The following is a 10,019-nucleotide window of genomic DNA, read 5'->3' on the forward strand; positions in this document are numbered from 1 at the left end:
ACTTGTTCGCACCTTCCTTACCCCAACGCGTCAGACAAAATCTTGCCACCTCCGGATTGCCGGTCCATCGATGCCAAATAGAGGTCACCGAAACGTCACCGCTGTACGACAGTCAGATTGCGGCTAAAAATATGACGGAATTAAAGGCGATAGGGGTCAAGCTTGCGCTTGATGATTTTGGAACCGGTCATGCTAATCTTAATTACCTGTTGAAATATCCTTTTGATACCTTAAAAATTGATAAGGAATTTGTCACCGCTATTGAGCCCGACACCCGATCGACAAAGATTGTTGAGGGTATTATTTCACTGGCGCATAATTTTGGTATCGAAGTTCTTGCCGAAGGGGTGGAAACCCAGTCCCAACTGGACCGGTTGATGCAGATTGGTTGTGACAAAATTCAAGGCTTTTTCATTTCTCCCCCGGTGCAGGCACAAGAGATCCCTTCACTCTTAGCGCAATATAATCGTTAATCCTTCCGTATTTACGTTTCCCAATCCCTTGATTGTTCCACGTTGCTGGTAAGTCTGTAGGCCTGATACGCGTCGCGCATCAGCCACCCCTGTAATACTATAAGCAAAAAAAAGCCCCCTGCTAAGCAGGAGGCTGGCGAGTTTATGTCAGCTTAGAACGATTTCTTAAAGCCGATAGAGGCATTGACCGGCGCTTCGATCTGCGACTTACTGCCGCCGTTGCTGAATTGCGTACCCAGCTCACCGTAGACCTGCAGGTTTCTGTCGATAGACCATGACAGGCCGGCTGCAACTTCAGTGCTGGAGTACTGCTGTGAAGATTCCAGCGTAGTGGTGGCTACCGCATTGCTAAAGTGCGTTTTGTCTTTTGAACCCAGACCCTGCCAGACGTTAACCCTGCCGTACGGCTGGAATTTGCCATGGTTGGTGTCATAGTCAGCGACCAGACGCACGCCCAGACGCGCGGTAAAGGAGTCTGCGGTATCCATTTTCACTTTCGTTGGGGTCACACCATCCAGCGTGCTGTTATCAAAGTCGCTGTACTGGTAGATCAACTGAGCCTGAGGCTCCAGACTCCATGCGCTGGCGCCTAAACGGAACGATTTACCCACCTCTGTCGACGCCGTCAGCGTGTTGCCTCTGACGGTATACGAGCCATTGTTACCGGTCGCCGCCAGGCGGGATTTATGGTTACCGTACTGCAGGACGTTATCAACATACATACCGTCACCCGAGAACCAGGTCGCATAGCCACCGACGTAAAATGCGTTGTCGTCGATGTTACCGCCTTTGCCATCGCTGCCTGTCTTCGTGCCTTTCACGTTGCTGTCGATATCAAGGATGCTGGTATACATCCCGGCTTTCCAGCTTTCGTTAGCATACATATCAACGCCGACCTGGATACCCATGGTATGGGAGCTGGTTTGCGTACCGGCAGCATCATCCAGTTTGGTTTTACCGGAGTAGCCAATCATTCTTGCCCAGGCGCGATTGTCTTCATCAATGCCCGGTTTAACCTCGTCCCCCATACGTTGGTGCATGTTACCTAACAGGCTAATATCACCCTGACGTACTACGCTGGCGAGGCCAGAATACAGCATGGTTTCTGGACGGTATTCACTTCTCAGATACCAGTTTTCACCCTGGCCCTGAGCATTACCCGCATGTAGTTGGTACTCAAACGCACCTGCAGCCATACGATCGGCGGCAAGATGGAAGGCATCCCGCGACGTTTGCGCGGTTGTGGTTGCGCCATTGAGCGCAGTCACCACTTCGATACCATCCCCAATGGTCGGCGCGCCAAGACCAGAACCATCGACATCCAGCAGTGTGCTACCGCTGGCTTTACCGCCATCGATAATCAGACGGTCGGCAATGCCTGCTCCGCTACCATTCTGGATAGCTGCCATGTTGATAGTCCCTTTTTCGCCGGTGTAATCCCCTTTGACGGTTAAGGTTGTGCCAGTCTGCTGACCGATGAGCGAGACATCGCCACCGTTGCTCAGGCCCGCTACCGTCTGGTTATAGCCCTGCGTGTTCAACGTGGTGTCTGCGACTACATAGTGGTGTGATGCGCTACTCAGGGTGTTGGTATTACCCGCTTGCAGCACGCCGTTGGCGATCAACGTAGCGCCGCTGTAGCTGTTTTCACCTTGCAGCTCGGTAATGCCGCTACCGGTCTGATGCAACTGGCCTTTACCACTGATATTGCCGGTCAGCGCCAGGGTATCGCCACGATTGACGTTGAGTACGCCGTTATCAACGACATCCCCCTGAATGCTGCCAATATCACCGCCGTTACCCAGTTGTAAAACACCTTGTTCGATGGTGGTGCCACCGGTGTAGGTGTTATCCAGCGTCAGGGTGAGGGAGCCTTTACCGGTTTTGGTCAGTTGACCGTTACCTTCGACTTCCGTCAGCAGAGAAACGTCATGCCCGTTGGTGTCGAATGTCCCGCCGCCGGATTCCAGCGTCACCTGACGGGCAGTATCAAACGCTTCGCCATACTTCAGCGTACCGCCATTAAAGGTAATTCCCGTATCTGCCGCACCCAGGTTGGTATCACCCGCCACCTGCAGCGTCCCTGAGGTGATGGTGGTGCCACCGCTGTAAGTATTGTCGCCGGTGAGAATCAGCGTACCGAGATCGCCTTTATTCAGGCCGCCGGTACCTCGGATAACGCTGTCGATAGTGGCGGTGTAACTGGCGCCGTCTACTGTGCCATCGCCGACACGAATCAGGGTGTTTGCCGTGTCGGTGGTAATGGCTTCTCCGCCCACACGATAACCATCGGTGGCGAACTGCGCGCCGCTGATGATGACATCGCCTTTGCTGTTATCGACGGTTACGTTGCCCGCTTCACCCTGGAAGACGGCGAATGCGGCATCGGTAAACGGTGCGTTCAACGCGCCTTCTGGCGTCGATTCATCGGTGGTCCAGTTGTCGTTACCCTGGCTGGATTGCCAGATACCGTCGCCGCCGTTAATGACGCCGTTATTTTTCAGCTCGCCATTCTCACCGCCGGTGCCGTCCCAGAAGCGCAGCGTCAGTCCGGCGTGGTTGACCAGGTTGACCTGATTTTTCACCGATGTCTGCACGTACAGGCTGTCAGCTGCTTCCGGTGCGTTAGCAATATCCATCACATTGTTGGTCAATGTGCCGGTGTAGTTGATGACGCGGTAAACGCCCACATCAAAGCTTCCGCCTGGTGAGGTTTCAATGTTGAGCTTACCGTCGAGCGTCAGATCGCCATTTACGTCAATCAAGTCGTTGAAGGCACCGCCCGGGGTATAAGCCTGACCAAACTGATAATCCAGTTGGGCGTTATCACTGAGCGTCAGAGAACCGGTAGTCAGTTTACCCACACTGTTGATAGCTGCACCTGCGGTAATATGCGCGTCGTCCAGCACATCAACCGCGCCGCCGATAATACCGTTACCGCCGAGCGTTGCCCCGGATTTCACCGTCACCTGGCCGGTAGCCGCAGACTGATTACCGTTGACCAGCAGCACGCCTTCATTGACGTCTGTGGTGCCGGTGTAAGTGTTATCGCCGGTCAGCGTCAACGTACCGTCACCGATTTTCACCAGGCTGCCGTCGTTGCCGCTGATAATACCGCTGATGGTGTCATCAAGATGCAGATTACCCAGCGACAGTTCTTTATTGCCCAGTTCGACATTACCCGCGCCGGACAACGAGCCGATAGACGTTGCGCTGTCGACTGCGCTGATATCGACCTTACCGCCAACCAGGTTTTTAACGACGGTGTTCTCTGCCATCGCATAGTCAGCAAAGGTCATCAGTCCGCTGTTATTCACGGTGGCATTGCCCCCGCTGGCATTTTCTTCCAGCGCCAGGGTACTGTCTTTTGACACGTTAACCGTCGCGTTGCCCGCGCTGGCGTTGTTGGTTAACACCGCTTTCGCCGTGCCCGTCAGGTTCAGCATTGCGCTTGCGGCGGTGACGTTATCCGCCAGCGTTAACAGGCTGTCGGCGATGTTCATAGTCAGGGATTTCAGGCTGGTATCTGTCCCGCTGACATTGAGCGTCGCACCCTTATTGACGTTCACGGTGCTGCTTTCATTACTGCCAAAGGCTCCGGTTTTGCTGACGTTGACCGTCACATTGTTGGCGTTTCCGGTACCGGCAATTTCGGTGTCGCCTTTGTAGCTGTTTGCGCGGTCGAGCGACAAGGTGCTGCCCGCATCACTAGAGCTGCTGGTAACTTTCAGTTTACCCTCGCCGGTAATCTCACCGGTTGGCGTGAAGTGGTGCGAATTAAGGTCAAACACCGCAGCATTCTCATTCGCTCCCAGCTCAATGGTGCGATTGCTGGTCAGGTCCGCGCCCAGTTGCAGCGTTGAACCGTTATTGATGGCCAGGTCAGTTCCGCTCTGGCCGAGATTGCTGTCGGAGGAGATCTGCAACGTGCCGCCATCAATGCGCGTGCCGCCGCGATATTCGTTGTCACCGCTGAGGATCAGACGGCCAAGGTCGGTTTTCACCAGCGTCAGCTTGTCAGCAGTACTGGCCTCGCGGATAACGGACTCAATGGTCGCGGTATAGTTTTGCCCCGCGCCACCAGCGCCAACGCGCACCAGCAGTTCGCCAGTCCCCGGCGTCTGGCCTGCGTGGGTCGCGTTTTCCGTGGTGGCATACGCGTTAAGCGCATCGCCTTTAACGACATAGCCATCGGCATCAAACTGTGCTCCGGAGAAGTTAACTTCTCCCGCGGCGTTATCCACGGTAACGGTACCGCCTTTGGTGGTGAAGACGGCGAAGGACTTCTGTGCCCAAGGGGCGTTACCCTCACCGGTTGCGGTGGTCCAGTTGTTATCACCCTGACTGCCGATTGCCATCCATTTGCCATCGCCACCGTCAATTTTGCTGTCGCCTTCAATGCCCGACGCGCCGTGGCTCTGATTAACGGTTGCGCCGTCCCAGAACTGCAGGGTAACGCCGTTGGCATTCACCAGGTTGACCTGTTTGTCGATGGAGGTTTGAACAAAAATATTGCTCTTATCCTGGCTATTCGGTATCGCGCCTAATTCCAGCGTCTGGTTATCCAGCGTGCCACCGTAGTTATAGATACGGTACACGCCCGGTCCGAAGTTACCACCCTGTGAAGTGGTGACGTCCAGAGTCCCGTCCAGTTGCAGATCGCCTGCGACGTTAATCAGATCGTTTAGCGCGCCGCCTGGCGTATAGGCTTGACCCAGTTCGAAAGCGGAGGTCGTTTTGCTGCCAAGCTGCAGATTACCGTTAATGGATAACGTACCCGCACCGCCGTCACCGGCGCTGAGGGTAGAGGCATCGTTCATCAGCACGTCGCCGCCGATCACCCCGTTACCCCCCAGCGTCGCCGTACCGCTTACTTTGGTCACACCCGTCGCGGCACTCTGATTCCCTTTCACCAGTAGCGTACCGCTGGTGACGGTCGTGTCGCCGGTATAGGTGTTATTGCCCGTCAGGCGAGTAATACCGTTACCAATCTGCTGTAACGCACCGATCCCGGAGATTACGCCGCCAAGCAGCACATCATTGGCCCGATTAATCGCCAGCACGCCATTGTCGATGATGTCAGACACGGCGTTGACTCCGCCTGTATTTCCGCCGTCACCCAACTGCAGCGTACCGGTTTGATCAATAGTGGTGGAGCCGGTATAGGTGTTGTTGGCGGTAAAGACAGTGGTGCCGCCTGCCGCGCGTTCAAACTTCCCATCACCGCTGATGACGCCGTTATAGATCTGCGCAGCCGTCGTGTCGCCCTGCGTGTCAAAGATGACCCGGCTGCCTGTACCCTGAGTCGTCACATTGTAGTCAGCGATGGTCGCGGCAGTGCTGGTGGACTCGCCGTGATCGCCGGTACGCAGCGTTGCGCCATTGGTAACCGCAATGGTTTTACTTGCCAGTTGCAGACGATCGACGATGCGCATATCTGCACTTGAACCGCTAATGGTCAGTGAGTCCCAACCCGTGCCGATGTTGGTACCGGTGGTCAGGTTATCGCTGCTCAGACTGCCAATTTTCGCACTGTTACCGTGTGTATTGGTGAAGGTGAGGGCGTTGCCACTGCCGGCTTCGGTAGTGATATGGCGCGTTTTATCCAGCGTCACATTGCCGATGTTGGCTTTATTGTTGCCGCCGGTTCCGGCGAAATTCACCTCGCCCGCAAAGGTTCCGCTTTGCCAGTTAAAGGTGTCCTTGCCTTCTCCAGTGTTGATCACGCCACTGGTGATACCCTGGCTGATATCAATGGTGTCATTGCCCTTGCCAGATTGAATCGCCACTGCCGTATCGTTGATAGCCTGAAGGGTACCGGTATTGGTGATTTTTTTATTGCTGTCACCGCTGGCATCAATAACGGGTGCGGTGGTGCTGGCAGAGGTAATTTTTCCGCTATTGGCTATTGCGCTAACATTTTTAGCGATGATTGCAGAACCACCTGCGCTGTCGTAGACGTTGATATTGGCATTGGTGGTGACCTTACCGTCCGTATTGGCGCGGATACCGCTGCCTTCGCTGTTATGCACCTCAACGGTATAGCCTTTACCGATGGTCAGATTGCCTGTCACTGCGTCACCATTGCGCTGCTCAAAGGCGAAGCCGGTACCTTTACCGTTAACGTTCAGAATGTTATTCAGGCCATCTTTCATGTTTAACGCGACGCTGGTACGGATCCCCGGACCGTCGTTGGCATTGATGGTGACATCATTGAGTGTGATATCGGTATTGTTGGCATCGTTTTGAATGCCCGCGCCAGTACCTTCGGCGCTAATAATCACCCCTTTGGCAGCCAGCTTACCGGCTCCGGTGTCCAGGCGAATACCGTCAGCAGTGCCATTGGTGGTGATGGCATCGCCAGTATTACCAGTAATATTCAGGCTGGCACCGTTGGTCAGCAGAACCCCTGCGGTTCCATCATCAACTTGAATCTGACCCAATTTTTTAATCTGTGCGTTCGAACCAGAAGCTTGTACGCCAATGCCGTTACTCACATGTAAGGCAGCGGTCGCGTTATTGGTTAAACTCCCGCCTTGTTGCACGTTAACACCAATGCTGTCGGTGCTGGCAAGATCGATAATTGCCTGGGTATCGAGGATCAGGCTGCCCTGGTTCCTTGCCACATAGGCAATAACCTTGTTGCCGCTGGCTTCTGAAGTGATTTTTGCGTTTGAAGTGAGGATGGTCGGAGTGGCGCTACCCTCTGCGTTGCCATTCAACTGGTGAGCCTGACCGTCCACTACCCCGGCAATGGTTCTTTCACCGGTTAAATTGATGGTGGTTTTATCGCTGATGTTACCTGTGGCACCGCCTTCAATCAGCAGCGCGGCGGAGTCGGTGCCCTGCACGATGAACGTGGCTTCGCCGGTATCCACACTACTGCCTGTGCCCGTCGCTAATACGCCAACGGACTGTTCGCCGCTTAAGGTCAGGTCAAGGTTTGAGCTGGGCTGACCGTCAGGAGTGGTGGTGTTACCGGCCAGCATTGCGCCGTTGGCAATACGGAAAATGGTGGTGCGATCCTGCCCGTTGTCATTCATTACCGCCTGACCAATATTCGCAGTTGCGCCTTTACCATACAGGTAATAGCCAATCTGATCGGTGCTGTTGAATGCCGGGCTACTCAGGCTGTCGACGTTAGCGACGGCGTTATCACGCACGTGTACGCCGATGTTCCCGGCTTTGTTTAGCGTGATGTTGGAATAGACGTTGACCACTGCCTTTCCATCTTTGCCACCTTCAGCCCAGACGGCATAGTTACGGTTACCGACACTACCTTCACCATCAACTACGATAGAGCCTGAAGCGCTGGTCGTGGCTTCGGCATTTTTGTTAGTTGCGCTGACGTGGATGCCGACGTTGTTGGTGCCGTTGACGTTAATCTTGCCGTCGTTGCGAATTTCCTGATTATTTTCCGCGCCGCTGTCACGCACGGTGATACCGTAGTTCCTGCTACTCCCCGCGCTGGAATCGCCATTGATCACGATATTACCGGTATTGATGACGTTGCCGGTCGCGTTACCAATCAGCATACCCGCGGCGTTACGTACGCCGGTTCCCAGCGTGATAAGGCCGTTGTTAATCACCTCTTTGGCGCTCTTGGTCATGATCCCGGCGCTCAGACTTGAACCGCCTGACATGGTGACATCTTTAGACGGATCACTTGCGTTACGGCCAAGATAAATAGAGGCACCTGCGCTGTTGGTAAAGGTGGCGTTGTCGGCGACTTCTACGCCATAGGCGATGCCGCTGCCGTAGGATGCACCGTTTTTGCGCCCGTCCACGACGTTGATATCGCCGTTGTTGACCCCTTGAGCATTGTCAGACAGTTGCATACCAATGGCCAGCGTCAGCTCGCCAGCGGGTTTGTCCTTACTCCAGGGATCGGCGGCAGAAGCGGTACCGAAGTTATCGGTGGTGATCGCCTGGTTGATGGTGCCTTCGTTGGTGATTTGACTGGCGCCTTGCCCCTGCATACCAAATGCGCCATAGCTGTTGACGTTTTGGTTGCCGTCTTTATCAATAAACAGCCCGGAGTTGATGATCCCGTTGTTGGTTGCCGTCGCGTCTTTTGCCAGCATGCCAATCGCCAGGCTTTGCCCGGTAGACGTGCGTAATGCGTTCAGCTCACCAAGGTTAGTGATAACCCCACCATTAATGGCTTTCATCACGCCATTAATACTGCCGTCAACGGCAATAATCGCGTCTTTGTTCAAGGTGCCTGAGGTGCCTGCGCCGTTGGCGTAGATGGCATGTAACTCACCACGGCCAGCGGTCGCGTTGTTGGTATGTGACAAACCGTCGGTCCAGACGTCGTAATCCCAGCTGAGTATGTCAGCTGGCTTACCGGAGGTGAGCAGATTTTCAATCAGCCCGGCGTACTTTGTTTGTGCTGCGGTGACGGTTGTGACTTCCTCCGCATCTATCCACAGCTGGATTTGGCTGACTTTTTCACCATCAGGGTTGAGTGCCGCGTCGTCGCTTTTGCCCAACAGCCAGTCATTGAATTCGGCCAGTTCTTGTGTGTTGGTAATGGTAAATGTGCGCTCCCCGGTTTTGACGACCTGACCATCCTCGTCATAGCCATAGGTCATCAGCGTCACATCATCGCCAAACACGGAGGTTTGCGCTGAACCGGTGAACGTTTTTTCAGGGATCACCGGGGCTGCGTTAAATTTTATATAGTTATCTGACTGCCAGTTCACCTGGCTTGCAGTACCTTGTGCTTCCAGCAGCGAGGAATCTTTTGCCAGCATTTCAATGGTATTGGCTTTGTCACGCACATTGAGGGTGTCGTTGCCAATATTCAGATTGGCAATGGAGCCATTTGTCGCCAGTGCGATACCAAATTGCTTATAGATTTCTGATTTCTGAGCATCAAAGGTGTTTAATACCGCATCGCCGACTTGCGCTTCGGTAAGAAAACCATTTAACTCATTGGTATCAAAGACTTTGATGGTCGTTTTTTCGCCGGGAAACGCCGGATCGTTGATATCAAATTCTGTGCTCTGCGAAGGCGTTGACGACTGGTTGTAAGTCAGGTATTCCGCCAGTTCTTCAGAGTTGGTAATGGTTTTTACGCTCTGGTCAGGGCTGGTCGCCAGCAGGGTGATTTTGCCGCTTTCCAGCAGTTCCCGGATAGTGGTTGATTCAACAACGCCGCTTTGACCCGGGCTAAATGTTGGGATTGCACCACTGATATTCAGTGCCTGACCAGTTGTGTTATCTTCATATAAGAAGCCGTAGTCGTGGATACCCTCATAAACCCCAGCGGAAATACCTGTCTTGAAGTCTTCATGAATATCGTGTTCACCCGTTGCGGTAATCTGGGCTGCAGAAGCCAGCAATGAAGCACCGCTTAATGCGCCAGCTGCCAGTACGGCGACAGTTTTACGCGAACTGCTTTTTTTCTTTCCTTTCGTTAATTCAGAAACGACCACCCAGATACCGAGCGCCGCGTTCCAAATAATGCTGTAAACTTTGTTCATATATAACCCTTGTCTACATTCCTGTTATGTATGTGTTAAGGAAGGTGCGAATAAG

2 protein-coding genes are annotated in these 10,019 nt (G+C 53.8%); one reads left to right on the forward strand and one right to left on the reverse strand.

Annotated elements, in window-relative coordinates:
• The coding region (locus LZ634_RS21590; protein WP_234508791.1) for an EAL domain-containing protein at nucleotides 1–473 on the forward strand (473 nt) is incomplete at its 5' end.
• A 152-nt stretch (nucleotides 474–625) separates the two neighbouring features.
• Here LZ634_RS21590 and LZ634_RS21595 read toward each other — a convergent pair.
• Nucleotides 626–9,964, reverse strand: a complete 9,339-nt coding sequence (locus LZ634_RS21595) for an autotransporter outer membrane beta-barrel domain-containing protein (RefSeq protein WP_234508792.1) — start codon at nucleotides 9,962–9,964, stop codon at nucleotides 626–628.
• Between the last annotated feature and the right edge of the window lie 55 nt (nucleotides 9,965–10,019).

The organism is Kluyvera intermedia (assembly GCF_021440345.1).
Lineage (GTDB): Bacteria > Pseudomonadota > Gammaproteobacteria > Enterobacterales > Enterobacteriaceae > Kluyvera > Kluyvera intermedia_A.

What these genes read in the sequence shown, in the direction of transcription:
- LZ634_RS21595 (WP_234508792.1), bottom strand. Translation starts at nt 9,964, where the DNA reads ATGAACAAAGTTTACAGCATTATTTGGAACGCGGCGCTCGGTATCTGG.